At 73.1% G+C, this 26,631-nt stretch carries 25 protein-coding genes and 1 pseudogene; 17 read left to right on the forward strand and 9 right to left on the reverse strand.

Features of this window, described 5'->3' with window-relative positions; translation table 11 throughout:
* The first annotated feature begins 717 nt into the window (after window positions 1-717).
* The 3 genes from AC3CHW_RS29950 to AC3CHW_RS29960 all read left to right on the forward strand — a co-directional run bounded on the left by AC3CHW_RS29950 (window position 718) and on the right by AC3CHW_RS29960 (window position 3,289).
* Window positions 718-1,800 carry a helix-turn-helix domain-containing protein gene (locus tag AC3CHW_RS29950; RefSeq protein ID WP_488468541.1) on the forward strand — a complete coding sequence of 361 codons (1,083 nt, stop codon included), beginning with the start codon at window positions 718-720 and terminating at the stop codon, window positions 1,798-1,800.
* A 44-nt stretch (window positions 1,801-1,844) separates the two neighbouring features.
* Window positions 1,845-2,267: a hypothetical protein gene (locus AC3CHW_RS29955; protein WP_488468542.1), complete on the forward strand. Its 423-nt coding sequence runs from the start codon at window positions 1,845-1,847 to the stop codon at window positions 2,265-2,267.
* 194 nt (window positions 2,268-2,461) lie between these two features.
* Window positions 2,462-3,289 (forward strand): SAM-dependent methyltransferase, encoded by an 828-nt coding sequence (locus AC3CHW_RS29960; protein WP_488468543.1) that lies wholly within the window; start codon window positions 2,462-2,464, stop codon window positions 3,287-3,289.
* A 38-nt stretch (window positions 3,290-3,327) separates the two neighbouring features.
* Here AC3CHW_RS29960 and AC3CHW_RS29965 read toward each other — a convergent pair whose 3' ends face one another.
* Together AC3CHW_RS29965 and AC3CHW_RS29970 are read right to left on the reverse strand one after the other, a co-directional pair.
* Window positions 3,328-4,233 (reverse strand): helix-turn-helix domain-containing protein, encoded by a 906-nt coding sequence (locus AC3CHW_RS29965; RefSeq protein ID WP_398610501.1) that lies wholly within the window; start codon window positions 4,231-4,233, stop codon window positions 3,328-3,330.
* Between the two features lie 85 nt (window positions 4,234-4,318).
* On the reverse strand, window positions 4,319-4,558 hold the full coding sequence (locus AC3CHW_RS29970; protein WP_187085814.1) for a DUF397 domain-containing protein: 240 nt from the start codon (window positions 4,556-4,558) through the stop codon (window positions 4,319-4,321).
* Window positions 4,559-4,764: 206 nt separating this feature from the next.
* Here AC3CHW_RS29970 and AC3CHW_RS29975 point away from each other — a divergent pair, with 206 nt between their 5' ends.
* Window positions 4,765-5,433: an ATP-binding protein gene (locus tag AC3CHW_RS29975; RefSeq protein ID WP_488468544.1), complete on the forward strand. Its 669-nt coding sequence runs from the start codon at window positions 4,765-4,767 to the stop codon at window positions 5,431-5,433.
* A gap of 57 nt (window positions 5,434-5,490) precedes the next feature.
* Entirely contained in the window at window positions 5,491-6,003 is a 513-nt protein-coding gene (locus tag AC3CHW_RS29980; protein WP_488468545.1) for a GNAT family N-acetyltransferase, read from the forward strand.
* 52 nt (window positions 6,004-6,055) lie between these two features.
* Here the strand turns inward: AC3CHW_RS29980 and AC3CHW_RS29985 are convergent, their stop codons facing one another.
* Entirely contained in the window at window positions 6,056-6,604 is a 549-nt protein-coding gene (locus AC3CHW_RS29985; RefSeq protein WP_488468546.1) for a DapH/DapD/GlmU-related protein, read from the reverse strand.
* Between the two features lie 332 nt (window positions 6,605-6,936).
* On the opposite strand from AC3CHW_RS29985, the gene AC3CHW_RS29990 reads away from it, so the two are divergent.
* The 4 genes and pseudogenes from AC3CHW_RS29990 to AC3CHW_RS30005 all read left to right on the forward strand — a co-directional run bounded on the left by AC3CHW_RS29990 (window position 6,937) and on the right by AC3CHW_RS30005 (window position 11,783).
* Window positions 6,937-7,482 (forward strand): pyridoxamine 5'-phosphate oxidase family protein, encoded by a 546-nt coding sequence (locus AC3CHW_RS29990; protein ID WP_187118158.1) that lies wholly within the window; start codon window positions 6,937-6,939, stop codon window positions 7,480-7,482.
* 291 nt (window positions 7,483-7,773) lie between these two features.
* Window positions 7,774-8,991, forward strand: coding sequence for an IS110 family RNA-guided transposase (locus AC3CHW_RS29995; protein ID WP_488468547.1), 1,218 nt, complete (start codon window positions 7,774-7,776; stop codon window positions 8,989-8,991).
* Between the two features lie 252 nt (window positions 8,992-9,243).
* Window positions 9,244-10,740, forward strand: a complete 1,497-nt coding sequence (locus tag AC3CHW_RS30000) for an alpha/beta fold hydrolase (protein ID WP_488468548.1) — start codon at window positions 9,244-9,246, stop codon at window positions 10,738-10,740.
* A 78-nt stretch (window positions 10,741-10,818) separates the two neighbouring features.
* Window positions 10,819-11,783: pseudogene (locus AC3CHW_RS30005) on the forward strand (SDR family NAD(P)-dependent oxidoreductase).
* Between the two features lie 154 nt (window positions 11,784-11,937).
* Here AC3CHW_RS30005 and AC3CHW_RS30010 read toward each other — a convergent pair.
* Window positions 11,938-13,152, reverse strand: coding sequence for a GDSL-type esterase/lipase family protein (locus AC3CHW_RS30010; RefSeq protein WP_488468549.1), 1,215 nt, complete (start codon window positions 13,150-13,152; stop codon window positions 11,938-11,940).
* 809 nt (window positions 13,153-13,961) lie between these two features.
* On the opposite strand from AC3CHW_RS30010, the gene AC3CHW_RS30015 reads away from it, so the two are divergent.
* Window positions 13,962-15,017 (forward strand): sporulation protein, encoded by a 1,056-nt coding sequence (locus AC3CHW_RS30015; RefSeq protein WP_488468550.1) that lies wholly within the window; start codon window positions 13,962-13,964, stop codon window positions 15,015-15,017.
* A gap of 77 nt (window positions 15,018-15,094) precedes the next feature.
* On the opposite strand, the gene AC3CHW_RS30020 is transcribed toward AC3CHW_RS30015, so the two are convergent.
* Window positions 15,095-16,459, reverse strand: coding sequence for an MFS transporter (locus AC3CHW_RS30020; RefSeq protein WP_488468551.1), 1,365 nt, complete (start codon window positions 16,457-16,459; stop codon window positions 15,095-15,097).
* A gap of 251 nt (window positions 16,460-16,710) precedes the next feature.
* On the reverse strand, window positions 16,711-17,286 hold the full coding sequence (locus AC3CHW_RS30025; RefSeq protein ID WP_488468552.1) for a helix-turn-helix domain-containing protein: 576 nt from the start codon (window positions 17,284-17,286) through the stop codon (window positions 16,711-16,713).
* Between the two features lie 120 nt (window positions 17,287-17,406).
* Here AC3CHW_RS30025 and AC3CHW_RS30030 point away from each other — a divergent pair, with 120 nt between their 5' ends.
* The 4 genes from AC3CHW_RS30030 to AC3CHW_RS30045 all read left to right on the forward strand — a co-directional run bounded on the left by AC3CHW_RS30030 (window position 17,407) and on the right by AC3CHW_RS30045 (window position 21,134).
* Complete coding sequence (locus AC3CHW_RS30030; protein ID WP_398610490.1) at window positions 17,407-18,243, forward strand: EamA family transporter; 837 nt, start codon at window positions 17,407-17,409, stop codon at window positions 18,241-18,243.
* Between the two features lie 207 nt (window positions 18,244-18,450).
* The gene (locus AC3CHW_RS30035; RefSeq protein WP_488468553.1) at window positions 18,451-19,257 is read left to right on the forward strand and encodes a serine/threonine-protein kinase; all 807 of its coding nucleotides are present in this window, start codon (window positions 18,451-18,453) and stop codon (window positions 19,255-19,257) included.
* Window positions 19,258-19,746: 489 nt separating this feature from the next.
* Window positions 19,747-20,340: an exonuclease domain-containing protein gene (locus AC3CHW_RS30040; protein WP_488468554.1), complete on the forward strand. Its 594-nt coding sequence runs from the start codon at window positions 19,747-19,749 to the stop codon at window positions 20,338-20,340.
* Window positions 20,341-20,615: 275 nt separating this feature from the next.
* The gene (locus tag AC3CHW_RS30045) at window positions 20,616-21,134 is read left to right on the forward strand and encodes an ArsI/CadI family heavy metal resistance metalloenzyme (RefSeq protein ID WP_398610487.1); all 519 of its coding nucleotides are present in this window, start codon (window positions 20,616-20,618) and stop codon (window positions 21,132-21,134) included.
* Between the two features lie 175 nt (window positions 21,135-21,309).
* On the opposite strand, the gene AC3CHW_RS30050 is transcribed toward AC3CHW_RS30045, so the two are convergent.
* The gene (locus AC3CHW_RS30050; protein WP_488468555.1) at window positions 21,310-21,783 is read right to left on the reverse strand and encodes an Lrp/AsnC family transcriptional regulator; all 474 of its coding nucleotides are present in this window, start codon (window positions 21,781-21,783) and stop codon (window positions 21,310-21,312) included.
* An 81-nt stretch (window positions 21,784-21,864) separates the two neighbouring features.
* Between AC3CHW_RS30050 and AC3CHW_RS30055 the strand changes: the two genes are divergently transcribed.
* Entirely contained in the window at window positions 21,865-22,920 is a 1,056-nt protein-coding gene (locus tag AC3CHW_RS30055) for an EamA family transporter (RefSeq protein WP_398610486.1), read from the forward strand.
* Between the two features lie 262 nt (window positions 22,921-23,182).
* On the opposite strand, the gene AC3CHW_RS30060 is transcribed toward AC3CHW_RS30055, so the two are convergent.
* Together AC3CHW_RS30060 and AC3CHW_RS30065 are read right to left on the reverse strand one after the other, a co-directional pair.
* On the reverse strand, window positions 23,183-23,785 hold the full coding sequence (locus tag AC3CHW_RS30060; protein ID WP_459248052.1) for a dihydrofolate reductase family protein: 603 nt from the start codon (window positions 23,783-23,785) through the stop codon (window positions 23,183-23,185).
* Between the two features lie 132 nt (window positions 23,786-23,917).
* Entirely contained in the window at window positions 23,918-24,484 is a 567-nt protein-coding gene (locus AC3CHW_RS30065) for a TetR/AcrR family transcriptional regulator (RefSeq protein WP_398609166.1), read from the reverse strand.
* 683 nt (window positions 24,485-25,167) lie between these two features.
* Between AC3CHW_RS30065 and AC3CHW_RS30070 the strand changes: the two genes are divergently transcribed.
* Together AC3CHW_RS30070 and AC3CHW_RS30075 are read left to right on the forward strand one after the other, a co-directional pair.
* The gene (locus AC3CHW_RS30070) at window positions 25,168-25,389 is read left to right on the forward strand and encodes a hypothetical protein (protein WP_176160717.1); all 222 of its coding nucleotides are present in this window, start codon (window positions 25,168-25,170) and stop codon (window positions 25,387-25,389) included.
* Window positions 25,390-25,504: 115 nt separating this feature from the next.
* The gene (locus AC3CHW_RS30075; protein WP_488471211.1) at window positions 25,505-26,491 is read left to right on the forward strand and encodes a sporulation protein; all 987 of its coding nucleotides are present in this window, start codon (window positions 25,505-25,507) and stop codon (window positions 26,489-26,491) included.
* The last annotated feature ends 140 nt before the right edge of the window (window positions 26,492-26,631 follow it).

A 26,631-nucleotide genomic window follows, 5' to 3' on the forward strand; every position in this document is an offset into this window, starting at 1 on the left:
CGCGCCGCGATTTCGGAATTCTGTGCTACTCGCCGCCGGGGAGAATGACCGTACGAGGAATTCCCGAACGCGTGCCGACCGGATGGGACGCGCAATCGTCCCAAGGGTGGCGGCGAAAAATACATTTCCTGCATAAAGTGCAGAGCCGATGGCGGCGGCTGTCGCGGGAGCGGTACTGTCCTCGCGGAACGAACTGACCGTTGTATGACTCACGTTGAGGCGGCCCCGGACGGCCGGCAAGCAGATCCGGGGCCCTCGTGCGAGACGGTTCACGCGAAAGGGTATTCGATGTGCGAACCATCAGTTCGAAGGGGCCAACCGGGGGCACCCTTTGACGTGCTGCGACCGTAGCATCCAGGGCTTTTGGCCGAGTAATGCCGGTGCGGCAATTGCCAGGGCTGTCATCCGCCCGGCGCGGTTGTCGGCGCCGCCTGGTTGCCAACACCGGCCGATACGCGTGCCAGTCGCGCCGGCGCGGGATGACGGGCGCGCGGGTCGTATGGGAGTGCCGGGCAAGGGAATAGCGCCGTGTCTGCCTGCGGGTTTATCGACGCTTCAACGAGTGGCCGTGTCCGGGCGGGTCGGTCACCGCGCCGCACCGGCCACTGAACGCACTCGCGTGTCCAGGGGCGATGAACTGACATTGCTGTCCCGCGCGGCGCGGAAATGGCATCACGTCAGGGAGAAAAACGAGGTGGGGGAGAAGGTGGTTTCCCGGTGTCCGAGGTGAAGCACGCCTGCGCGTTCTGCCGCCGCGGCATGGACGTGCGCCAGGGGCCGGGCCGTCGACGGGTCTACTGCTCGACGGCGTGTCGGCGACGGGCGCAGCGGGCGCGCTCGCAGGGCCAGCGCGAACGGTCGAGCCAGCCGGTGTCCACGGGGCTGGCGCTGTCGGTCGCCGAGGGCCTGCCCGAGGAGGTCGCGGCGCTGCTGGCGGCCGAGCAGGCCGGCGCCGCGTTGGAGGCCGTGTTGGAGCGGGCCAGGAGGCTCGCCCGCGAGGTGGAGTGCTACGTCGCGGCGGCGGTCGAGGACGGCCGCCGCGCGGGGCGGAGTTGGGACGAGGTGGCCGCGGCGGCGGCGGTGAGCACGTACACGGCCCGCACGCGGTGGGGCGAGGGGGAGGTGCGGCGTCTCCTGGGGCGTCGTGACCGCGAGCGCGGGGCGGGCCGCGACGAGGCGCCCCGGGTCAGCCCCGGCCGGGCGAGCGCGGCGAGCCAGGGGGAGCACGCCGCGATGGAGCGCGCGGGGCGGGCCCTGGCGGCGGCGCTGAGCCAGTTGCACGGCGATCGCTCCCTGCAGGAGTTGGCCCGGGCGGTCGGGCGCTCGCCCTCGTACATCTCGCGCGTCCTCAGCGGGGAGCGCTCGGCGGCCTGGCCGGTGGTCGAGGCCCTGGTGCGGGAGTGCGGTGGGAGGCCGGAGTACGTGCGCCACCTGTGGGAGAGCGCGCACGGACTGGCCCCCCGGGCGCGCGTGGGCGTGGACGAGGCGGCCCGCCGGGTGCACGCGGCCGTGATGGGCCTGTACCTGGCCGCCGCCTGCCCCGACGTGGAACAGGTGTGCAAGGCCAGCGAGGCGCTGTCCGCGGAGTGGGTCAAGCGCGTGCTGGCCGGCGCCGAGGTGCCCGACTGGGCGCGGCTCAGCGCGCTCGTCTCCGCCCTGGGAGCGCGCCCTGGCGACCTGCGCGCCGTGTGGGAGGGGCTGCACTACACGCTGCTCGCCACCCTGGACGCCCCGCTGGAGACCCTGGCCGACGGTGGCCCGGCCCGGCGCGGCGCGGCCGGGTGGGTCGAGGGTGAGTGACCGTGCGGGTCGGGTGTCCCCAGCGAGCGCCAGCCGAGGCGACCGTGGCCCACCCGACGTCCCTGGTCATCAGCCTGCCGCTGGAGTACACCGCCTTCTGCCTCCGCCACCAGGAGTCCTACCACCGCTACAGCCACGTCCGGCTCCGCCACGAGGCCGCGAGCCGGAACGCGGTGGCCGCCGCCCTCGGGGACCTGGCCCTGAACTGGGACGGCGCGCTCCGAAGCGCCTGCCTGCCCGCCGTGGCCTGGCGGTTGCTGCGCGCCCGCGTGCAGGCGGCCGCGCGGGCGAGCGACCCGCGGCCACCCGACACGCTGCACCGGGCCTGGCCCGCGGACCAGGCGGACGCCCTCATCCTGCGCTACCGCCTCTCCCTCACCACCGACCAGTCCGCGCACCTGATGGGCGTGGACCCGGCGGTGATCGCGACGCACCTGCGGACGGCCCTCCGGGACCTGCCGCGGTGAGCGAGCCCGACCTCGCGGGAGTGCGAGGGAGCGCGCGTTGACGAACCCGGCGCGCACGGTTGCGCCCCGCGCCCATCACAGTGGCTGATTCACTTCCCTGCGCCTGCCGTGGTCTCGGGCGGACCTGTCACGTCAGCACCGACCCACCTAGGATGAGCGCGCTCGAGGAACCGCGATCGTCTCAAGGGGGCTGTATGGACGGGCACTTCGCGCGGAGCCCCGCCTCACCGCGCGGCGTGGACACGAGCCAGCCCAGCGTGGCGCGCATGTACGACTACTACCTCGACGGCAGCAACCACTTCGCCGCCGACCGCAAGGCGTGCGAGGAACTTTCCGCTCTCGCACCGAGCACGAAGATCCTCGCCCAGAACAACCGCCACTTCCTGCGCAGGGCCGTGCGCTACCTGGCGCAGGAGTGCGGGATACGCCAGTTCCTCGACCACGGCTCGGGGCTGCCCACCCAGGACAACGTGCACCAGGTCGCGCAGCAGGTCGACCCCGCAGCCCGGGTGGTCTACGTCGACAAGGACCCCATCGTCCTCGCGCACGGGCGGGCGCTCCTTGAGGACCAGTCGCGCACCGCCGTCATCCAGGCCGACATGCGCGACACCGAGGCGATCATGGGTGACCCGAGCGTGCGGCGGTTGCTGGACTTCACCGAGCCGATGGCCGCGCTCTTCGTCTCCGTACTGCACTGCATCCGCGACGAGGACGATCCCGCGGCGCTCGTACGCCGCGTCGTGTCCGCGATGCCGCCGGGCAGCTTCCTGGTCATCAGCCACCTCGTCAGCGAGGACCCCGCCACCCGGCAGGCCACCACGGACTTCATGCGGCGCAGCACCGGCGGCGACTGGGGCCGGGTGCGTGAACCTCGGGAGGTGGCGGCGTACTTCGAGGGCCTGCACCTGGTGCCCCCGGGCCTGGTGGAGATCTCCACCTGGCGCCAGGACACGGACCTGGTCCGCAAGCAGCCGGGCGACGAGTGGATCGAGTACGGGGGCGTGGCCCGCACCTCGGGGTGACCCCGCGCCCGGGTGTGGGGCGACAGCGGCGGGCCGGGTTACTCGAAGAAGCGGATCGCCTCGTCCAGCCTGCGACAGGTCTGCTCGGGGGTGAGCACCGAGGCCGAGAGGTGGTCCAGCTTGGCGCGGTACTTCTCGACGTCGTCCGCCTTGTCCAGGTAGATGGCGTCGTCGACCTGTTCGATGTAGACCAGATCGGCCAACTCCGGTTCCGCGAAGTGCAGATGGGTGAACGGCACCCGGGGGCTGAAGTGGGCCTGGTCGAAGGGCACGACCTGGAGGGTGATGCCCGAGCGGTCGGCCAGCGAGCGCAGGCGCTCCATCTGGGCCCGCATCACCGGGCGCGGGGCCACCGCGCGTAAGAGTGCCGCCTCCTCCAGTACGACCCACAACGACTGTCCGCCGCCGTCGAGAACGTTGCGCTGGCGCTGCAGCCGCACCTCCAGGCGCTGTCGGGCCTCCTCGTCGTCCTGGTCACCGTGGGATATGTGCCACGCGTAGTGGTCGGTCTGCAACAGGCCCGGCACCAGCATCGACTCGTAGATGCGAATCCGCTCCGCCGCGGCCTCCAACCCCACCAGTAGCTCGAACCACTTGGGAATCCCGAACGAGCTCCACCAGCCCGGTTCGGTGGAGACGCCGACGAGCCCCACGAGTTGGTCGATGTGGGCCTGCGGCGCCCCGTAGAGCTGGAGCAGGCGCACCACGTCCCATGCCTGGCAGGGGCGTCGCCCGTTCTCCAGGCGGCTGATCTTCGACGGCGTGACCTTGAGGTGTGCGGCTGCCTGCTCCATGGACACGCCGGCGGCCAGGCGGCGTTGCCGGAGATGGCTGGCCAGGGCCACGCGCACCACGACCGGACCGTGACCCGCCTTGGCCGCGTACTGCTCGATTGACGCCGGAAAGGCTGCTTCTGACGCCGGAAGGGCTGCTTCGGCTTCCATGCACGCTCCTCGGTGGAAGACTTGGATCCAGTATTCCACCGAGGAGTGCGCGCGCCGACGCCATTGGGCGTGAAGGCGGGGCGACTTAGTCGATCATGAAGTCGAACTCGCCACGCTTCGCGCCGTCGAGGAACGCCGCGATCTCGTCACGCGTGTACACAAGGGCCGGCCCGTCCTGGTGGCGCGAGTTGCGCATCGCCACCCTGCCGTCCGCGAGCGCCGCGAGTTCGACGCACTGGCCCTCCTGCGCCGTCCGCTGGCTCTTCACCCACGTCACGCCGGCAATCGCACTGGCCGGCGTCATTCCGTTGTGCACCTGCTGCACGGGTCACCACTTTCTTGCCGTAATTCGAACAAGTTATCCGCCGAGAAATGCGATCGGGCAGCCCAAAGCCTTCGCTATGGCTTCACTGTGAGTCGATCGGGGCAATTTCCAAGAGGCAATTGCCTCAGCGGCTGAGAGGCGACACTATCCAGGGGACGCTTCCCAACTCGATGCCTTCACTGGGAAATCCCTCGGAGGAATGAACCATGCCGGCAGACCCCCACGTGTCAGCGCGCAGCGGCAGGCAGCGCCACCTGCGGACCCCAGTGGCCGAACGGGAGGCCCCCGAACTCGGCGCACTGATGCGCGGCGCCCAGCAGGACTGGGCGTGCGCGCTCGGGTTGACGACCGGCAGCATGTCCGCCTTACGCCTCGACGGCACCGCCCAGAACATCCCCGCGTCCCGCCGCTTCGTACGGGCCACGCTCCGGGCCTGGGACCTGGGCGCCTACCTGGACGACGCCGAGATCATCACCACCGAACTGGTCGCCAACGCCCACCAACACGCCTTCGGCGCCGCACACTCGCACGCCGGCCAGCACGCCTGGCTGGCCCTGATCCGCAAGGCCAACGCCCTGCTGTGCGCCGTCGCCGACCCCAGCCCCCGGGCCCCGGTGGTGGGCCCCGACGATCCGCTGGCCGAACAGGGGCGCGGGTTGCACATCATCACCAGGCTCAGCGAGTCCTGGGGTTGGTCCCACCCCACGAGCGCCGGCAAGACCGTCTGGGCCCGCATACCGACCATCACCGGCACGGGCGGCCACACCACCGGCGCCTCCCGCTCCGGCGGCGACCGGGCCCCCGGCGCGTCGGGTACCGCACGCCGTTACCAGCCCGGGGCGGGGCCCAACTCCCGTGCGCTGCTCGGCGTATGAGACCGGCGCCCGCACAGCGCGGGCGGCCGGGCGGTGTGGCGGGCGGGGCGGGACCCGATGGTGGCACGTCGAGGCCGTCGGCGCGTCTGCGAAGCTGCCTCTGTGATCACTACGAGAATCGCGCGCGAGCAGGACTTCCCCGGTTTCCTGGAGCTGGCGGCCCAGGTCGAGCACTGGTTCGGAGCGATGGTGGCCGAGCCGGGTTTCCACCGCGCCGTGCGGGAGCACATACGTCGGTCGTCGGCGCTGGTGGCCGTGTCGGGACAGTCGCCACTGCTCGGCGGGTTGCTGTTCGGCGGGCAGGCGCCGACGTACCACGTGGACTGGCTGGTGGTCTCGGCCCAGGCACGGGGGAGCGGTGTGGGGCGGGCACTCATGGCGGACGCGGAGCGGAGGTTCGTCCGGGGGCCGGGCAGCGTCGAGGTCATCACCTTCGGGGCGGACCATCCGGGCGCCGTGGCCAGCGGGGCGCGCGTCTTCTACGAGCGCCTGGGGTTCAGCCCCGCGGAGGCCGCCGACCCGGGGCCGGAGGGCGGTTCGCGGCAGGTCTACCGCCGCGCGATCGGCTGAGCGGCGCCCCTCGGCCGTGGTCTCCCGTGGGCGTTCCGCCGGCCCCGCGCGCTCAGTCGTCCCAGCGCTTGCGCGCGAACGCGGCCGTCCCCGTCACCAGCGTGTTGGCGGGCACGTCCCTGGTGACGACGGCGCCAGCGCCCACCACGGCGCCGCGGCCGATCGTCACACCCGGGAGCACCGTCACGGCCGCCCCCAGCCAGGCGTTGGCCCCGATGGTGACGGGGGCCCGGGTGATGAACGCGCTGCGCTCGGAGGCCGGGAGCGGATGGTCGGACGAGATGAGGTTGACCTTCGGGCCGATCAGGACGCCGTCCCCCAGGCGAATGCCGCCCTGGTCCAGGAAGGTGCAGCCCTGGTTGACGAAGACGTGCTCGCCGAAGTCGATGCCGAGCCCGTGGTCGGTGTAGAAGGGCGGATAGACCGTGACGGAGTCGGGCACCTTCCCGCCGGTGATCTCGCACAGCAGGGCCGCCCGGGCGGCCCTGTCGTCGAAGGGCAGGACGTTCAGGCGTGACGTGAGCGTGGTGACGTACTCGATCCGCTCGGCCACCCGCGCGAACTCGGGGGTGTGGACGTAGAGACGGTCCTCGTCGGGCATGCGAAATCCTCCGGTGGTGGCGGGTGGCGGGTGGCGGGTGGCGGGTGGCGGGTGGCGGGTGGCGTGGTCGTCGGGTGGCGCCCGGCGGTCGCGGCGACGGGCCGGCGAGTGGCTGACCGCGTCATCAAAGCGATCCGGACGACGGGGAAGCAAACAACGAACACGCGGGTCAGGGTCAACGTCTGGTTGTGGGCCCGGGTGAGCGGCATGGACGCCGTGGCCGTACGCACCCTCAATGCCGGCAACTCTCCCGCCAGGAACGGACGGTGCGGTGAAACTCGCCACGCTGGCTGATCGTTACGGGGAGAACACACGAACGTGAGGAGACCCGCATGCCCGCATCGGAACCCGTAGGCGAGCTGGACGCCCGGTACAGCTCGGCGACCAACCCACGCCCCGGCGCCGAGGCCGTCACGGCCGTCGCGTGGGACGAGGCCCTTCGCCAGTTGGCGGCGGCCGAGATCTTCTGGCTGTCCACGGTGCGCCCCAACGGTCGGCTGCACGTCACCCCGCTGGTCGGGGCCTGGCACGACGGCGCGCTCTACTTCTCCACCGGCCCCGGCGAGCAGAAGGCGAAGAACCTCGCCCACGACCCGCACTGCGCGCTCACCACCGGCCGCAACGCGCTCACCGAGGGGCTCGACATCGTCGCGGAGGGCGTGGCCGAGCGCGTGACGGACCCGGCGCTGCTGGAGGAGGTCATCGCCGCCCACGAGGCGAAGTACGGGGACCACATGACCTCGCCCGACGGCACCTTCTTCGGTATGGCGGACGGCATCCGGAAGGGCGAGGTGCTGGTCTTCGGGTTGGCCCCGGACACGGCGTACGGCTTCGGCCGGGACGGCGGGGTCTACAGCCACACGCGCTGGACCTTCTGAGCGTACGGACCGGCCCCCCGGCCGCCGGCCCCGTTATGTTTTTCGCGGTCCTGCAAGAGGGCCGCTGGCCTCCGGGCCCGGCATGACTGTTGCCCCCTGTCGATGGGATGACCTGGGGGGTGGTGTCACCGGGTCCGAGGGGTGCCGTCGGAGACGCTGATCAGAGGTCCGGCCACCGTCCGGTCCGGCGTAATGCCGGACAGCTCGCGGGCGGCAGGTCTGCATAACGTGGATGCGCGAGTACGACACCGCTGCCGAGGCCGGCACCGTCAACACCTCCGGGAGGGCGCGATGTTCGACACCGAAGACGTGGGTGTGTTTCTGGGCCTGGACGTCGGCAAGAGTGCCCATCACGGCCACGGACTCACCCCGGCGGGCAAGAAGGTCTTCGACAAACAGCTGCCCAACAGCGAGCCGAAGCTGCGGGCCGTGCTCGACAAGCTGGCCGCGAAGTTCGGCACCGTCCTGGTGGTCGTGGACCAGCCCGCCTCCATCGGCGCTCTGCCTCTGACCGTGGCCCGGGACGCGGGCTGCCAGGTCGCCTACCTGCCTGGCCTGGCGATGCGGCGGATCGCTGACCTGTATCCAGGCGAGGCCAAGACCGATGCGAAGGACGCGGCCGTGATCGCGGACGCGGCCCGCACCATGCCGCACACGCTGCGCTCGCTGGAGCTCACCGACGAAATCACCGCCGAACTCACTGTCCTGGTCGGGTTCGACCAGGACCTCGCCGCCGAGGCCACCCGCACCAGCAACCGGATACGCGGCCTGCTCACCCAGTTCCATCCCAGCCTGGAACGCGTCCTCGGCCCCCGCCTCGACCACCAGGCCGTCACCTGGCTGCTGGAACGCCACGGCTCCCCGGCCGCACTGCGGAAAGCCGGCCGCCGCAGACTCGTCGAACTGATCCGGCCCAAAGCCCCGCGCATGGCCCAGCGGCTGATCGATGATGTCTTCGACGCACTCGACGAGCAGACCGTCGTCGTCCCCGGCACCGGCACGCTCGACATCGTCATCCCCACCCTGGCCTCCTCCCTGGCCACCGTCCATACCCAGCGCCGGGCTCTGGAAGCCCAAATCAACACCCTGCTGGAGGCCCACCCTCTTTCCCCGGTCCTGACGTCGATGCCCGGCGTCGGCGTCAGGACCGCCGCCGTCCTGCTGGTCACCGTCGGCGACGGCACCAGCTTCCCCACCGCCGCCCACCTCGCCTCCTACGCAGGACTCGCCCCCACCACGAAGTCGTCGGGAACCTCTATCCACGGTGAACACGCACCCCGAGGCGGAAACCGGCAGCTCAAACGCGCCATGTTCCTCTCCGCCTTCGCCTGCATGAACGCCGACACGGCCTCCCGCACCTACTACGACCGCCAGCGAGCCCGCGGCAAGACCCACACCCAGGCCCTCCTCCGCCTCGCCCGCCAGCGCATCAGCGTCCTGTTCGCCATGCTCCGCGATGGCACCTTCTACGAACCCCGCGCCCCCAAGGACGTCGAACTCGCCGCATAACCCAGCGAGCCCGAACCACCCCAAACCGAACCCGGACGCCTTGACGAAAGACATAGAGGCACCCCCGCCCCCGGCGACCCGCCAACCCTTCGGCCCAGCCTGCCAGCCCGCCGACCCGCCAGGCGGCGAGGGCGGGTTCGGTCGGCGGGTTGGCCGTGCGTACGGGGCGGTGTGCCCAGTCCGCGGGCGTTGTTACGTTCCCATCATGTGCCCATAGCGGGGTCACCATGCGGGGCCGTAACAGTGACGCGCATGAACACGAGCATGCGTACGTGCCAGAAGTCGGGCGCGCGGCGGCGGGTGCCCGCCGTACTCCTCGCCCTGGCGGCCTCCGCCACCCTGGCCGCCCCCGGCGCGGCGGCCAGCGACGGACCATCGCGCGCCGACTCGCCGACGTCGACTCTTCGGTGGGGTGCCTGTCCCAAGGCGGACCCGCCCTATCCCGACCCCAGCCCGAGGGCGCGGTGCGCGACGGTCAAGGTGCCGCTGGACTGGTCGAAGCCCAAGGGGCCCAAGATCGGCCTCTTCGTCGCCCGCTACCGGGCCACCGACCCCGCGCGGCGGATCGGCGTCCTGATGTCGAACCCGGGCGGCCCGGGGGCGCCCGGAGCGGATGACGCGCTGTACGCGGACGATCCCATCAGCGGCTACGAGCCGGCCATGCTCCGACGCTTCGACATGGTCGGCTTCGACCCGCGCGGCATCGGCCGCAGCCAGGGCGCCCGCTGCGACGAGACGATCAGGGACGCGACCCCGTCCCGCCCGGCCAGCGCGGCCGAGTTCGCCCGACTGCGGGCGCTGAACGGCCGGTTGGCCGACAGTTGCCTCCGCGAGACGGGGCCGCTCGCCGCGCACATGGACGGCGAGAGCGTGGCCCGCGACATGGACGCCATCCGCGCCGCCCTCGGCGAACACCGGATCAGCTTCATCGGCCACTCGTACGGCACCTTCCTCGGCGAGCGCTACGCGCGCCTGTTCCCGAGCCGCCTGCGCGCGCTCGCCCTGGACAGCGCGATGGACCCGGCCAGGCCGACCGCCGAGCGCTACCTCACGGACGGCAGCGTCACCACCAACAACACCCTGAAGCGGCTCGCGGCTTGGTGCGAGCGGGACGCGGCCTGTGCGCTCAAGGGGCAGAGCGTGACGGCCGTGACGGATGAACTCTTCGCCCGGGCGGACGCGGGCACCCTCCGCGAGCCGGGCCCGAACGGGCCGACGTCGGTCCCGGTGGACGCCGACCGACTGTCCGACTTCCTCACCTTCGCGCTCGGCAAGGGCAGCCAGGAGGAGACGGCACGCCAGTTGGCCGCCCTGCGCACCGGCAGGGGCGAGGTGCACTGGGTCCCCGGCGGCTCCTCCCTGGAGACGCAACTCGTACTGTGCCGGGACTACGACTTCCGGATCCGGGACTACGCCGAGTACCGGGCCATCCGCGAGCGGGTCGCCAAGGCCGCACCACACGTCCGCTACAACGCGCAGGCCCTGGACGCCGTCCTCGGCTGTCAGGGCTGGACCATGCCACCGCTGCCCCAGCCCGCCCGGGCGAAGGGCGACCTGCCACCCGTCCTGGTGGCCAACGCCACCCACGACCTGGCGACCCCGCTGCCGGGCGCGCGGCGCATGGCGCGCTCGTACCCGAAGGCGACCCTGCTCACGGTGGACGTCGTGGCGCACTGGCTCTACCGCAGGGGCGGGACCCAGGACACGATGCGCGCCATCGACGCCTACCTGACCAGCCGCGAGGGCTGAGGCGTCGGCGGCGGGACCACGGGCCACGGGGTCCGCGGGGCTTGCCTTCGAGCGCGCTCCAGTACCTAGCGTGCTGGCATGACAACTCCCCAACACGCCATCGGTTCAGGCTTCGGAGCCCGGAGTACGGCGCGGGACGTGGTGCGCGGGGTCGACCTCGCCGGGCGACTCGCGATCGTCACGGGTGGCTACGCGGGACTGGGGCTGGAGACGACACGGGCGCTGTGCGCCGCGGGCGCCCGTGTCGTCGTACCGGCCCGGCGCCCGGACGTCGCGCGGAGCGCGCTGGCCGACCTCGACGCGGTGGAGGTGGCGGCGCTGGACCTGGCCGACCTCGACAGCGTCCGGGGCTTCGCCGAGGGGTTTCTCGCCTCCGGCCGCACCATCGACCTGATGATCAACAACGCCGGCGTCATGGCCTGTCCCGAGACGCGGGTCGGGCCGGGCTGGGAGGCACAGTTCGCCACCAACCACCTCGGCCACTTCGCCCTGGTCAACCGTCTCTGGCCGGCGATCGCGCGCGACGGGGGGCGGGTCGTGTCGGTCTCCTCCAACGGGCACCAACTCTTGCGATGCGCTGGGCCGACGTGCACTTCACGAGCGCCTACGACAAGTGGGCGGCGTACGGCCAGGCGAAGACGGCCAACGCGCTCTTCGCCGTGCACCTCGACGCGCTGGGCGCGCGAGCTGGCATCCGGGCCTTCGCGGTGCATCCCGGCGTCATCCTCACCGAACTCGCCCGCCACGTACCCCGGGCCGAACAGATCGCCGCCGGCTGGGTCGACGCGGACGGCAATCCGAACGACCCGAACATGAAGACGCCCGCCCAGGGGGCCGCCACCCAGGTCTGGGCGGCCACCGCGCCGCGGCTGGCCCACCTGGGTGGGGTCTACTGCGAGGACTGCGACATCGCCTCCCACACCAGTGCGGGCCCGCTGACCAGCGGAGTGTACGAGCACGCCACCGACCCCGAGGAGGCGGCGCGGCTGTGGCGGCTCTCCGCCGAACTCACCGGCGTCGACGCCTTCTCGTCCACCGCGTGAGCCACGGGGGAGCGGACCACGGCTCCCGGGCCCGCGCGACAGCGCCCTCGCCCTCGCCCGCGCGCCGGGCGTCCCCCGTCCCCGCCGAACCGCGCCCTGCCGACCCGGCTTCCGCGAACCCGCGACGGCGTCGAACCCGCGACGGCGTCAGCCCCTACGCGGCGAACGGACCGTCCGCGTCGAAGACGCGGGCCGCGAAGCGCTCGCCGACGCGGCGGTGGGTGGCGGCGTCCGGGTGGAGCGCGTCGGGCAGCGGCAGTTCGGCGAAGTCGGCCTCGCCGTACAGGAGTCGTCCGTCGAGGTAGTGCAGGTGCGGATCGTCGGTGGCGCGCTGGGCCACGATGCGGGCCAACTCGTCCCGGATCACGTTCAGGGTCAGCTTTCCGCCGGCCCGCTCCGCCGGGTCGCCGGTCGCCGCGAAGCGGAGCTGCCCCGTGGCGAGCGAGCCGTAGTCGGGGGCCGCGGGGCCGGGGGTGTCCTCGTGGATCGGACAGAACAGGGGTGAGACGACGAGCAGCGGCGCGGTCGGGTGCCCCTCGCGGAGGGTGTCGAGGAAGCCGTGCACCGCCGGGGTGAAGGCGCGCAGCCGCATCAGGTCGGTGTTCACCAGGTTGATGCCGATCTTGACGCTGAGCAGGTCCGCGGGGGTGTCCCGCATCGCGCGGGCGGTGAAGGCGTCGAGCAGCGCCCCGCCGCCCAGACTCAGGTTGACCAGCTCCACGCCGCCGCGCGCCGCGGCCAGCGCCGGCCAGGTGGTGGAGGGGCTCGCGGCGTTGGAGCCCTGGCTGATCGAGGAGCCGTGGTGCAGCCACACCCGGCGCGTCGGGTGTGTCGTGGGATGCGCGGGCGCGTTGGTGCGCAGGGCGACCAACTGGGTGATCTCGTTGTGCGGCAGCCAGATCTCGATGTCCTTCGGGCGGTCGGGCAGGCCGGTGAACCGCAGGGTGCCGACCGGCCCGGGCCGGGTCTCGCGGGACCCGGTGGCCATGTCGATCAGCAGGGTGTTGCCGCCCGTGGCGCTGGCCTGGTCGGTGAGCTGGCCGTCGATGAGCAGGTCGTACACGCCGTCCGGGCGGGGCGGCACGCCCTGGTAGACGTTCCTGGTGGGGAGGGTGTCCAGCTCGATGGCCGTGGCCCGGCTGCGGAACGCCAGCCGCACGCCGGACGGCTGCGCCTCGGCCATGGCCAGTTGCCCGTCGGCGCACTGCGCGCGGGCCCGGGCCGGCAGCCGGTGCGGCAGCACACCGTCCGCGGTGTGCTCCAGGTCGAGCGCGCCCCGCACGAGGTCCGCGGTGAGGGGGGTGGTGATCCAGTCGCCCGCCCGCGACGCGGCGGCGGGCTCGGCGGAGGGGGTGGACTCGCTGTTCATGTGCCCAGTCTGCCAACCACGGCGCTGGTCCCTGGCCTGCGGCCCCGCAGCCCGGGGAACGGGGGCCCAGTCGGTCGTCGCCCCGCTGCCCCGCCCCGCTGCCTCGGCCCCCTACCCCGGCCGGCCGCTCCGTGGGGGCCGAGGTGGCGCCAAGGGATAACCGCACGCGGCCAGTTCGGCGGCGGCGTACTCTTCGGATGCGGGGCGCGCTCGCGCTCGTGTGGGATGGGGTACGGGCGGGTGTGGGGCGGTGCGGGGGTGTGTTCGCGGTGTGGTTCGTGGGGGCGGTGGGCGGTCGGTTGGGTTGGTGACCGCGGCGCCCTGTCGGCCGTTTCGTCGCCGCGGACGAAAGAACGTGCGAGGGGTCAGGCGATCCCTCTATGCTTCTACAGTTTTGTAGAAACGCGGAGTCTGGAGGGGCGCCACTGTGCGGCGCGAACGGGGGGTACGGGGAGGGGCGCGGCGCCGTGGCGGGTGCCTGCGTCGCCACCTCCGCCGGTGCCCGACGGGGATGCGGTGGGCCGGGTGACGGGCGGGCGAGGGGGCGCGCTCGGGCGCCCGGGGCTACGGCGAACGCGCCCCAATGCGCCGGTCACTCGGAAACCGTCGCCGGGGCGCGGGGTGGGCCGGGGTCTGGCGGGGCACGCACCGGGTGGAAGCCCGGTGCGCGGTCGAAGCCCGCGCGACCGGGTGCCCACGGGCGCTGCTCGCGGTCGCCGAACTGGCAGTGGAGCGCCCATCGTTGTCCCGCGACCGCGTGCGGCGTCGCGTACCCCGCCCCCGTCACCCATGTGAAGGAGAACGCCGCGATGGTGTTCACGAAGGTGCCTGCCCCTCTCGGCCGGGGCGGCCCCAGTCTCGACACGACCCTCATGCCGAAGGCCGCGCTGCCCGGCGGCAGGCTCACCGGCCAACTCCAGTTGCTGGGCGGCAACGCCGACTGCGACATCGACCGTCTCACCCTGGAGCTGGTCGCCCAGGTCGGCGCCGCGCCGGGGGCGGGCGGGTCCGCGTCGGAGGCCGTCTGCGCGCGGTTCACCCTGCCCGGCAGCTTCCGGCTCGGCCGGCGCGAGCAGCGCAGCCTCCTCTTCGACGTACGGCTGCCGTGGGAGACCCCGGTGACCGAACTGTCCGGGGCGGCGCTGGACGTCACGCTCGACGTGCGCGCCGAACTCACGGCGACCGGGACCAGGGGCAGGAGCGACCTGGTCCCGCTGCGGGTGGCCCCGCTGCCCGTCCAGGACTCCCTGCTCGCCGCGCTCGACCGGCTCGGCTTCGGCTTCCGCTCGGCCAGGCTGGAACACGGGCTCATCCACGGCACCAGCCAACGCCTCCCGCTGTACCAGGTCATCGGGCTCGCCCCGGCGCCCCGTCACGCGGCGGTCATGCGGGAGTTGCAGGTGACGTTCCTGGCCAACCCGGGAGGCGTGGAGGTCATCCTGGAGGCGGACAAGCCCGACGGCCTGTTCGCGCACGGCCACGGGTTGCTCAACCGACACCTCGTCAGCCACGGTGACGCCGACCGGCGCGACTGGGACGCCACGGCCGAGGTGTGGGTGCGCCAGATGGTCGCCAGCCACGGGCACCACAGCCTGCCCGCCCCGTCCGGCCCCGGCGCCACCCGTCGACGCGCCCGGCCGGGACGCCGGGGCGCCGAGCCCACCCCCTCGACCGCCGCCGCGACCGACCACGGTCCCGGGCCCGTTCCCCCGGCCGATGAGGGTGCCGGCGACCCGGTGCGGGGCGTGGCAAGCGGGAAGCAAGCGCCGGCGGGCGAGCCCGCGGCGGACGTGCCGTACGACGGTTCGCCCGCGGAGCGGGGCGCGGTGACGGCCGCGCCGGGCGAGGGCGCCGGCCAGGCGTGAGCGCGGCGGAGGGCCCGCCGGGGGAGTGGTGGACGGGGCACTCGGGCGGTTCGGAACGGGGAAGGGCAGGCCGAGGCTCAGGTGTGGTGGGGACGCAGGGGCCAGCGGTCGTGCAGGTCGTCGATGACGAACTCGTGCGTGTGCAGCCAGCCGCCGCCCGCCGGCTGGGCGTCGGCCAGATGCGGGTGCCCGTACGCCAGCGTGGTGTGCACGTGCGGCAGGTACGAGGTGTCGGGCGCGGGCCACAGGCGCCAGGCGGCGAGCGCCGCGCCCAGCGCCACCGCGCCCAACACCAGCGCCACCACGGCCAGTCCGGCGGCCGATCCCAGCCACCCGGCCACCGGGTAGGTGAGCAGCCAGCAGCCGTGGGCGAGCGAGAACTGCGCGGCGAAGGTGGCGTTGAGGTCGGCGGCGGAGGCCGAGCGGCGGATCAGCCGGCCGGTGGGGGTCATGATGACCGACTCGGTGACGCCGAACGCGCACCAGATGGCCAGCAAGGCCGGCCACTGCCAGGCGCCGGCCCCCGTCCGGGTGAGGGCGGCGAGGGCGAGCAGCAGGGCGGCGGACGCGAAGGCGGCGGGCAGCATCAGCGTGTGGTCGCTGACGCGGCGCAGCAGGGTGGGGAGCAGCAGCGCCGCGGCGATGGAGCCCGCTCCGTAGGCGCCGAGCGCCACCGGGACGTCGGACGTGGCGCGCCCGAGGTGGTCGCGTACGTAACCGATGGTGTTGACCATGACCATCGCGCCGCCCGCCGCGATCGCCAGGGTGAGGGCGAGCAGCGCCCGTAGCCGGGGTGTGGCCAGGAGGACGCGGGTGCCGCGGGTGATCCGGGCGGCGAGCCCGGGGGTGCCGTCGGCGGGGGCCGCCGCGGGCCCCGGGAGAGCGGCGGACAGGACGAGGGCGGCCGAGCCGAGGAAGCCGATCACGGTGCCGAGGAAGAGCCAGTCGTAGGTGATCCGCGACAGCAGCGCGGCGGCCAGCAGCGGGCTGAACAGGACCTCCAGGTCGTAGGCCAGGCGCGACAGGGACAGGGCGCGGGTGTAGTCGTCCTCCGCGGGCAGCAGTCGCGGGATCAGCGACTGGAAGGCCGGCGTGAAGGTGGCCGAGGCCGCCTGGAGTACGAAGATCAGCGCGTAGACCTGCCAGACCGCGTCCACGAACGGCAGGGCGAGGGCGACCGCGGCGCGGACCAGATCGGCGCTCACCAGCAGCGGGCGCGGCGGCAGTTGACGCGCCAGGGCGCTGATCAGCGGGGCGAGCCCGACGTAGGCCACCATCTTGATCGCCAGCGCGGTGCCGAGGACCGATCCCGCGTGCGAGCCGGCGAGGTCGTAGGCGAGCAGGCTCAGCGCCACGGTGGCCAGACCGGTTCCGACGAGCGCGATGACCTGCGCGGTGAACAGGCGGCGGTAGCCGCGGTGGCGGCGTAACACGGACAGCATGGCCTTCCCTCCACCGGTGACCGGTTGCTCGCCCGTCAACTCTAGCCATCATGTGCGCAAGGGCGCACGTGTTGACATGAGATGAGGCCGCGGAGGTGGGGATGAGGGCCGGGGCCGGTCGTCGCGCCGCCGAACGGGGCTGCCGCGCCCGCCAGTTGGGCTCGGCCTCGCCGCCGCGCGACGGCGGGCGGTCGGTGGCGCCCGGTCGACCGAGAGCTGTCGAGTAGTCGAGCCGCCGAGCCGCCGAGCCGTTACGCCGGGCCCGGCGGGAGGTGGACGGTCATGACTAGGTGGCAGGGTTCGGTGCCCGAGCCGCGGTAGGTGTGCGCGTGGGCGGCGTCGAAGGTGGCGGTCTGTCCGGCCGCGACCGGGTGCTCGACGCCGTCCACGACGAGCACCATGCGTCCGGCGGTGACGCTGATGGTCTCCGTGACGCCGGCCTGGTGGGGGTGGCTGGGGTACTCCTCGCCGGGTTCCAGCGTCCACCGCCAGACCTCGGTGGGCGCGGGCCCGCTGGTGGTCAGCATCAGTCGGGCCTCGCCGCCCCGCTCACCCTTCCACAGGGGCATGACGGCGTCGGCGCTCACCACCCGGACACGCTGCTCGGGGCTGCCCTCCATGAGCGCGGAGACGGAGACGCCGAGGGTGTCGGCGAGGCGGACCAGGGTGGCGAAGTTCGGGTTGCCCTGCGCCTTCTCCAGGGCGACCAGGGCGCCCTTGCTCACCTTGGCGCGGCGGCCCAGCTCGTCCAGGGACAGGCCGGCGCGGGTGCGGGCCGCGCGGACGTTGTGCGCGAGCGTCCGCAGCGCCGCCTCGGTCTCGGCCATCGCTGTCGCCCCTTCGGTCGGCGGATCAGAGCACTGCACCGCGCGGTCGTTTGATTGAAATTCTCGGTCGTTACGTTGTACGGTGCGGTCGTTCCAATGATAGTAAGGGAAGTGCCACCTGTGATCGCTCTGCTGCTGGCCCTGGGCAGCTCACTGGCCTACGGATGCGCCGACTTCCTCGGCGGTCTCGGCGCCCGCAAGGCCCATGTCCTGCGCACCGTCATGATCGCGGCCCCGGCCTCGCTCACCGTGGAACTGCTGCTGTGGCCCTTCCTCGGCGCCTCCTTCGCCCCCGCCACCCTCGCCTGGGGCGCGGCCTCCGGCGTCGCCTCGGCCGCCGCGTTCGCCCTGCTCTACCGCACGCTGGCGATCGGCCCCATGAACGTCCTGTCCCCGGTGACCGCGCTGGTCTCGGCGATGCTGCCGGTCGGCGTGGGCCTGGTGCAGGGCGAGCACCTGGGGCTGGCCGGGTTGGTCGGACTGCCGCTGGCGTTGGCGGCGGTGGTGCTGGTCAGCGCCGGGCACGGCGCCGGAAGGGCGCGCCCGTCGCGCACCGCCCTGCTGCTGGCCCTCGGCGCCGGGGCCGCCATCGCCCTGCAACTGGTCTTCCTGCACCAGGCGCCCTCCGACAGCGGCGTCGGCCCGCTGATCGTCGGCCGGGCCGTGTCCTCCGCCGTCATCCTGGCCGCCGCCGGGGTCATGTTCCGGCGGCTGGGTCCGGAGCGGCCCGCGTACGCGATCTCGGCGGCGGCCGGCATGCTGGACTCGGTCGCCAACCTGCTGTTCCTGCTCGCCGCGCGCAGCGGTGACCTGGCCGTCGTCGCCGTGATCACCGCCCTGTACCCGGCCGGCACCGTCCTGCTCGCCCGCGGCGTCCTCGCCGAGCGCATCCACCGGGGCCAGTTGGTCGGCCTGGGCACCGCCGCCGTCGCCGTCAGCCTCCTCGCCCTGACCTGACCGCTGCCGCTGGGTGGCCGAGATGGCCGAGGTGGCCGAGGTGAGCGCGGCCGGCCGGTCGCTGGCGCATTACCGCCCCCCGAGTTTCTACAGTGCTGTAGATTTCTAAGCCTTGCGGGACGCCTCGACGGGAACGGCGAAGGCTCGCGGAGAACAGCGCAACGGAAGGCGGACGCGACAGCTCCGCCCATGACCCGGGGGAGCACCATGACGAGCGCGCCCGAGCTGCGCGGCGAAGACCGGGCCGACTTCGACGACGTGCTGCACCGGGCGTTGGCCACCACGGAGATGCGTGCGCGGCTGCGCCGTGGCGTCCACACCACCGCCCTCGCCGACTGGCTGCGCGAGCGCGTCGAGGCCAGCCGGTCGGAGATCGCGGCGAACGCGGCGCCGGAGTACGCGCGTTACCTCAGCGCGCGGGCCGACGCCGGCGGGGGCTCGGCCGCGACGCGGCCCCGCCGGGTGCCGCCGGTCGGCCGGTGGGTGCGGGCGCGCCGCAGGCTGCTGCCCGCGCTCGCCGTCCTCGCCCCGCTGCTGGCCAGCATGGCGGCCGTGGCCTTCCTGCTGCTCGGCTACGTCCTGGAGGTCGCCGACGCGGCGTCGGAGACGGCCGACGCGCTCGTGCGCGCCGGCTGGACCGCGGCCGTGATCGCCGTGCTGACCGGGGCGGCGGCGCTGGCCGGCCTCCTCGTCACGGCCCTCCGACACCGCTCCCTACCCCGGCCGGGTCCGGACCGCGCGGCGCGCGCCTCCGCCGTGGACCAGGCCCGGGAGACCTGGCGGCAGGCCCTGTTGGAGCGCGGCATGCTGCCCTTCCTGCGGGCCCGACTGGCCGAGCGCGAACAGGCGCGACCGGGGCGGCGGGCCGACCGCCGCCCGCAGCGCCCGCGCATCGGCTACGCCAGCCCGGACTATGCCAGCCCGGACTACGCCAGCCCCGGTTACGGCGGCCCCGAGCGACTGAGCGGCGACGCTCCCATACCCCGCGCGGACCGGCACGACGCCGGCGCGTGAGGGCACCGGCGCCGCGGTGCGCCCACCCCCGCCGGATAGCGCCGACTCCGCGTCGCCCGTCCCGTCCCGTCCCGCCGTGTCCGCCGGTGGCCTCGCGCGGCTGTGTCACGTCCCTTCCGCGCGCCGCCTGACGGGGCGTCGGCCCCGGTTCGCGTACGGACGGCGAAGTGCGGAAAACCGCACCACAACGGCGCGTGTCCACTGAGTGGCGAAGCGCCGGGAAGAAGAGGGGGCGAGGCCCGCCGCCGATACGATGACGCCCAGATCTCAACGCCTATCGCGGGGCGTCGTGCCGCGCCACTTTCGGGGCTCCGGCGGTGCGCACCGCATGGCTCGCCGCGAGGTGCCACCGCGAAAGGTCAGGGCGCTGGGAAAGGGCGGGCGACCGCCTTTCCGACGGATTCCGGACGGCTTTCCGTACGTGTTTCCCACCCCGTGCCCCGCATCGGCGACCTGAGTTCCGGGATTTCCGCGCTAGGAGGAGCTGCTTTGTCGACCTTTGTCATCTTCGACCTCGAATTCACCACGTGGCCCGGGGCGCTGGAGCAGGACTGGGCGGCGCCGGGGCAACTCCGGGAGATCGTGCAGATCGGCGCCTTACGCCTGCGGGACGACCTCACCGTCGCCGAGGAGTACGAGGTGCTGGTGCGCCCCGTGGTCAATCCCGAACTGTCCCCGTACTTCACCGGCCTCACCGGCATCACACAGGAGGAGGTCGACCGGGACGGGCTGTCGCCGGCCGCCGCGCTCGGTGATTTCCTGACGTTCTGCCGCGGCCAGTCCGTCCTCTCGTACGGCAACGACATGGTCGTCCTCGGGGAGAACGTGGGCTGGGCGCGTGCGCGGGGCGAAGAGGTGAAGAGCGGATTTCTCGCCGCCCACTTCCTCAATGTGCGCCCCTGGGTGAACACCCTCGCGCCGGCGACCGCCGAGGCCAACGTGGGCCGCCTGTGGAAGGTCCTGGGACTGCCCAAGCCCTTCGCCGGCGAGGAGCACTCGGCGCTCTTCGACTGCTATTCCTTCGCCGCGGCCATCAGGCACCTGTACGCCGGCGGCGCCACCCTCCCCGCCGGCTGCTTCTAGGCTCGCGAGCCGCGCCCCGCCCCGTTCGGCGACCGGGCACGCGGCCTCCGGGCGGGGCGTATCGGTCGCTGGCTGCGCCCGCCCGCACTGTATTGACGTTCATCGAATCAGGGCGCATGCTGATGAGGGCGGGGGCGAAGGTTTTCGGCCGTCTGCGTGGTCGGCCGGCCGGTGGTCCGGTTGGCCGTTCCGGGGTTCGCACGGCGCGACAGGCGTGCCGCCTCCGGCGCCGCCCGTGCCGTACGACGGAGCGTCATCACTCTTTTGGAGGGGCCATGTCCCGCATCCAGCTCGCCCTGCGCGTCGCCGACCTGGAGGGCTCCATCGCCTTCTACTCCAAGCTCCTCGGCGCCGAGCCCGTCAAGCGCCGCCCGGGCTACGCCAACTTCGCCATCGCCTCCCCGCCGCTCAAGCTCGTCCTCATCGAGGGCGAGCAGGGGCAGCCGACCGCGCTGGACCACCTGGGCATCGAGGTGGCCGAGACGGCGGAGGTCACGGCGGCGGCCGACCGGCTCAAGGAGGCCGGCCTGGCCACGTTCGAAGAGAACGACACCGCGTGCTGCTATGCCGTACAGGACAAGGTGTGGGTGCACGGCCCGGGCCGCGAGCCGTGGGAGGTCTACGTCGTGAAGGCGGACGCCGACACCCTCGGCGCCAGCGCGGCGTCATCCCCTCAGGCGCCCGTGGCGTCCGAGCCGAACCCGCCCGTCGCGGCGGAGGACACACACCCCACGGCAGGCTCCACCGCGAGCGCGGGCGCGGCCTGTTGCGCCGGCGCGACGGACGCCGGCTGAGCCACGCGCCATCGACGCGACCCGCCCCGACGCCTCCCGGCACACTCCGGCGGCGGGCCGCCCGGGCACGGCCGCCCTGCCCCCGGGCGTCGCCAGGGCGCTCGCGCGCGCCACTCGGCCGTCGTGACCCGCCGCCGGGCCGGCCGGAACGCCGGGGCGAGGCGGTGTCGTCGACCTATCGCGGGCGCGCGGTGTCCGGGCCCAACGGTCGTTCGAAGACCGTGCGCAGCACGATGGTGGTGCTCGTGCTGCGTACCGACGGGATCGCCCGAATGCGGTCCAGCGACTCGGCCAGCGCGTGCGTACCGGACACGCGCACCTTGAGCCAGTAGCAGTCCTCGCCCGCCACCTCGTGCACCTCCAACACGCAGTCCTCGTGTTCGAGCCGCTTGTTGATCTGGTCCTTCGCGTCCTGGTTGGGCTCGAAGCGCACCGCGACGAAGGCCGCCGTGGTCGCGTCGACGCTCGCGGGATCGAGCTCCGCGCGGTACCCGGTGATGACGCCGTCGCGCTCAAGGCGCTGTAGGCGCTCACGAACTGACGGCTCGGACAGCCCGACGATCCGCGCCAGCGCCCGGACGGTCTGCCGGCCGTCCGTCGTCATCGCCCGAAGGATCGTCCGATCAATCTCATCCAGCTGTCGTGTCATAGTGACAACTTGCCCTCCGTGGCGGATCAACTTACCCTCGCATAGCCATACTACGTAGCTTGCCTTAGTAAATGAGGCCAGATGCTCACTGAGCCTAAGTTGACGTCTACGCGCCGCTCCCTCCTACCCTGGCTGGCCCTGGTCACGGTGTGGGTCGTGTGGGGGTCCACGTACCTCGGCATCCAGATGGCCGTCGACACCATCCCCCCACTACTCATGGCCGGTTTCCGCTATCTCATCGCGGGCGTGGTGATGTACGCGATCGTCGCGCCGCGCCACGCGAGCGGGGCCAATCGGCCGACCAGGTTGCACGTACGTTCCGCCCTCGTCGTCGCCGCCCTGATGCTGGTCGGCGGCAACGGTCTGCTCAGCGTCGGCGAGACCACCGTGGACTCCGGCCTCGCCGCCCTCATCGTGGCGACCGTCCCGGTCTGGATGGTCCTGATCAACGCCGCGGTGACCAAGACGCGGGTCACCCTCACGATGACCCTCGCGCTCCTCCTCGGCACGGTGGGCGTCGGCGTCCTCGTGGGCGGGCCGGGCGCCGACGTGGACACCGGCGGCGCGATACTCGTCCTCATCGGGTCGCTGTGCTGGGCGGCCGGGTCGGTCTACGCCCGCAGCGCCTCGCTGCCGCCCCACCCGCTGGTGGTGGCCTCGCTGGAGATGGTGATCGGTGGGGTGCTGCTGGTCGCCCTCGCCGGGGTCAAGGGCGAGTTCGGCGAGTTGGAGCTCGCGAACGTCTCCACCGAGTCGATCGTCGGGTTCCTGTGGCTGGTCGTCGCCGGCTCCATGCTCGCCTTCACGGCGTACGGCTACGCCAACGCGACCCTGCCCAACGACACGATGGCCACCTACGCCTACGTCAACCCGGTGGTCGCCGTCGCGCTCGGCACCCTGCTCGGCGAGGAGGAACTCAGCCCGAACCTGCTGCTCGGCGGGGCCGTCATCGTCAGCGCGGTGGTGCTCATCGTCGGCGGCAAGGCCATCACGCGACGCATCAAGGGGCGGGGGGCCCCGCCCGGCGACTCGCCCGGGGCGTCGGCCGCCGAAGCGCCGGATGCCGAAGAGGCGGATGCCGAAGCGGCGTCCGATCCGGCCACCGAGTCGTCCGTGTCGAAGGGCTCGTCTCGGTGACCCCGCGGCGCGCCGTACCCGCCTCGGTGGCCGTTCCCTGACCGGGCGCTGCCCGAACTGACCGGGCGCGCGTTGGCCGGACGTGACCGGGTCGGAGGCGACCGGGGGCACTCGGCCAAGCGGAGCCACCGTCGTGGCGTACGAGGGCGGGCCCTCTCGGCCACCGGAGCCGAGCCGTCCGGAACCCGGAGCGGCCCTGCTGGACCTTGGCTGACCCGCACCGGCCGGCCACCGCGCGCGGGCGCGGTGGCCGGCCGGTGGCCTACTTCCTGACCTGGTAGCGCAGGTGGGTGACGCCGCCGCCGTCGATCACGGTGCTGGGCCCGTCGAACCGCACCGGCACGGTGCCGAGTTCGCCGAAGAGCGTCTTTCCGCCACCCAGGATGACCGGCACCAGCGCGACGCCGATCTCGTCCAGCAGGCCGGCCTCCAGACACTGCCGGGCCATCTCCCCGCCGTTGACCGCGACGTCCTTCTCGCCGGCCAACTCCCGGGCCCTGGCCACCGCCGACTCGATGCCGTCGGTGACGAAGACGAAGTTCTCGTCGTCCTCGGGCCGGTCGTCCGGGCGCTGGTGGGTGAGCACGACCGTGGTCACGTTCATCGGGTGGCGCCCGCCCCAGGCGTTCGTCATGTCGTACAGGCGCCGGCCGACGACCAGCGCGCCGGTGTTCGCCCACTCCCGCCTGAGCAACTCGGCGCTGGCCGCGGAGACGCGGAGCGGCGGCACGTCGGGGCTGGCCGACGGGATCTCGACGTCACCGTCGCCGTACCACTGGAACAGCAGGTCGAAGCCGCTCTCCTCGGGGCCGGCGATGTAGCCGTCCAGGGACATCGTGGTGGCGCCGGTGGTGACCTTGCTCATCTCGTTCGTCTCCTTCGCACGTTCCTGGCGGGTGCCGTAGCGGGGACGTGGCCGGGATCGGGTTCTCGACATCCTGCGCCGAAGTTTTTTTGACGGGCGTGGCGCGCGGCGGTGTGGGCCCCGCTCGCCGGCTCAGTAGTGGCGGATTCCGGTCAGCAACGTGCGCGACCACGGGGCGTCGACCTCGTCCGCGCCCATGGCGATCAGCGCGTCGCACAGGAACCCGCGGGCGAAGAAGCGCTGGATGTCCTCCTCGCCGGCGCCGGAGACCGCTCGCACGTATTCGACCTCGCGCGCGTAGGTCGCGCGGACCGCGTCGCGGATGGCCGGCTCGCTCGCCGCGCACTTGGCCTGCAACATCACCAGCAACAGGTCCTTGTCGGCGACCAACCGCGCGTACGCGTCACCCAGCGCGTCCAGCACGCTGGCCGGATCGCTGCTCGTCGCCCGGGCCGCGGCCTCGGCGAACGCCGCGCGCATCCGCGTCGAGCAGTGCTCGATCACGGCCACGAACAGGGTCTCCTTGTCGGGGAACAGCCGGTACACGTACGCCTGGGAGATGCCGGCGGCCTTGGCGACCTCGCCCGTCGTCGTGCCGTAGTACCCACGGGCGGCGAACGCGCCGACGGCGGTCCGCAGGACCGTCTCGCGCCGTTCGTCCGCCGTCGAAAGCTGGCGCCCAGCCGGCGATCTCGTCATGTGACTACTTAACCACTGAGCGCCCGGCGCGCCAAGTGAGGCACCGGCCGGGGGACGGCCCAGGGCCTTGCTCGGCGGGCGCCCGCCCAGGCCGGAGCGGCGGCGGGGAGCGTGCGGAGGCGGGCCGGGGCGAGGTACTGACCAATCACTCAGCGGACCTTCGAGCCTGGTCGGGTCCCCTCCCGGGCCGCGCCCGTGGGGTTCGAGGCGCACGCAGCCACCAGAGGTCGAGGTGGGGGGTGCCGACCGCGCGGGCGCCGACGGGGGGCGGCGCCCGTGGCGGCGTGACCGGGGTGGCGTTCGGGGCCTCGACGGGGCCGTGGCGCGCCATCCTCCGCTCGGGGCAGTGGGGTTGGCGGATTGCCGCGGTGTGAGCGTTCGCTGGCGCGATCGGGCCTACCGACCTCTACAGTGTTGTAGATTCTGTGACCGCGGCCGACGGAACGGAACCGGAGGAACGCCGTGGCGGCCCTGACAACCCGAGTTCCGCGACCCTGACGGCGTACGACAAACCCCGCGACACGACACGGAGTTGTCCCGCGCGCGGCGGTGTCGGTACGGCGTCCTGGCCAAGTCGGCCGCGCAGGACCGGAGTTGCCGGGATCGGCGCGGGTTGGTTCGACGGCGACCGTACCGAGGGCCGGCCGGGTACGAGTGAACACCACACCCCCTGGGAGAGGGCAATGGCGGCAGTAGATCTTGGCAAGGTGCTCGACAAGGCGTGGGCGGACAAGGACCTCCCGGAGATCCTCGCCGCGCCGGTCTCGGCCCTGAAGGGCGTCTCGGACCGCGACGGCGAGCTGTTGCACGAGGCGTTCGGCGTCACGACGGTGGCCGATCTGGCCAAGGTGAAGTACTTCCACTGGGCCGCGTCCCTCGCGGCCCTGGACGCCGCGGCGAAGTAGGCCGGGCACCGGGCGGCGGCCCCCGCGCAGGGGGCCGCCGCGTACGGGCGCGTGCCGGGTGGCGCGCGGTACGACGGATCATCACGTGAGAGCGACGGAGAGGGAGAGCGCCGCGATGGTGTTCAAACGGCTGCTGGGAGCCATCGGGGTCGGCGGCCCCTCGGTGGACACGGTCCTGGACGACGGCGCGGTGCTGCCCGGGGGCGTCCTGTCCGGCCGGGTGTGCATGGTCGGCGGCACGTCGGCGGCCGAGATCGAGCACGTCACGCTGGAGTTGGTCGCCCGGGTCGAGGCCGAGGGCGGCGACGGGGAACGGGAGGGGCTGGTCGCCTTCCACCGGGCGACGGTCGACGGAGGCTTCCGGCTGGCCGAGGGCCAGAAGTGGGAGGTGCCGTTCGGACTGTCACTGCCGTGGGAGACGCCGATGACCGAGCTGCACGGCCAGGGCCTCGGCGTGGTCCTCGGCGTCCGCACGGAACTCGCGGTCGCGGGCGCGAAGGACAAGGGCGACCTGGACCCGCTGCGGGTGCGCCCGCTGCCGCTCCAGGAGGCGGTGTTGGAGGCGTTCGGGCAGCTCGGTTACGGGTTCACCGGCGCGGACCTGGAGCTTGGCCACATCAACGGCACCAGCCAGAGCCTGCCGTTCTACCAGGAGATCGAGCTGAGCCCGCCGCCGAGCCTCGCCCACGCCCTCCAGGAGGTCGAGGTGACGTTCCTCGCCACGCCGGTGGGCATGGAGGTCGTCGTGGAGGCCGACAAGCGCGGTGGCCCGCTGTCCGCCGGCGGCGACGCCGTCCACCGCTTCACCGTGGCCCACCAGGACCTGGAGCGGATGGACTGGCCGGCGGCGGTGGACTCCTGGGTTCGCGGCATGGTCGAGCGGCGCGGCGACGCGTACGGGCTGGACCACGGACCCGCGTCCCACGAGCACGTCGCGGGGCACGGCGCGGGGGGCCGGTCGGGGCCGGGCACCGGGGCCGTGGTGGCCGGCGTGGCGGCCGGGGTGGCCGTGGGTGTCGTGGGCGGCATCGTCGCGACCGAGGTGGTCGACGAGATCGGCGACGCCTTCGAGGGCGACGAGGGCGACGAGGGGGAGGACTGACGGCGCGGACGCGGTGTGGCCGCCGCCGCCCGCGCGGCTCGGCGGTGGCCGGTATGCGGGCATCTGTCAGCGTACGGGGTAGGCCGTCGGGCTCGTCCGTGGGGGCGCGGCCGGGCGCCGCGCCCCCGGGGCGTTCGCCG

Source organism: Streptomyces sp. MGP-BFMKR1, assembly GCF_057766585.1.